The 562-nt window shown below is 36.5% G+C and carries 1 protein-coding gene; it reads left to right on the top strand.

Annotated features, from left to right (window positions below; genetic code table 11):
• Positions 1 to 546 (top strand): 5' nucleotidase, NT5C type (locus AC1DUA_RS40185; RefSeq protein ID WP_477504958.1); only part of this gene is annotated, 546 nt, incomplete at its 5' end.
• Between the last annotated feature and the right edge of the window lie 16 nt (positions 547 to 562).

Genomic DNA, 562 nt, shown 5'->3' with positions numbered 1-562 from the left:
GATTTAGACAATACAGTTCTTGATGCCACTTCTTCATATTTGCACTTTTACAATAAAGCTTCTGGTTTATCGTTTACTCCTGAAGACGTTAACGATTTTTATTTTTACCGTCTGTATGGGTGGGGCAATGTTGAGCGTGAAAAAGTTTATCATCAATATGGTCACGATATTCATTGGAACTCGTCGGCTTTTCCCATGGCAGTTGAAGTATTACAGGAATTATTTATTAGTCATCAAATAACAATTATTACGGCTCGTCCGTTACTTTTTAGAGATGTTACAATTGATTGGCTTAAACGTAATGGAATTAGATACCATAATATAGCTTTCACTGAGAATAAGCTTCAGGCATGTATAGACTCCGGAATAAGTGTGTTAATTGATGATGCCCCCCATTATGCAATAGAATTTGCCGCTAAGAATATTCCTGTAATTTTGTTTGAACAGCCGTATAATACTTCTGTGAACATTGCTTTGGTTTATCGTGCGTCGAATTGGATAGATGTAAACAGGCGCATCAATGAATTAAGTGGGCTAGTACGCTAGCGAAGAACAATGATAC

It is taken from the genome of Paenibacillus sp. 01T422 (assembly GCF_056398785.1).
This window is presented reverse-complemented; position numbering and strand designations above follow the sequence as displayed.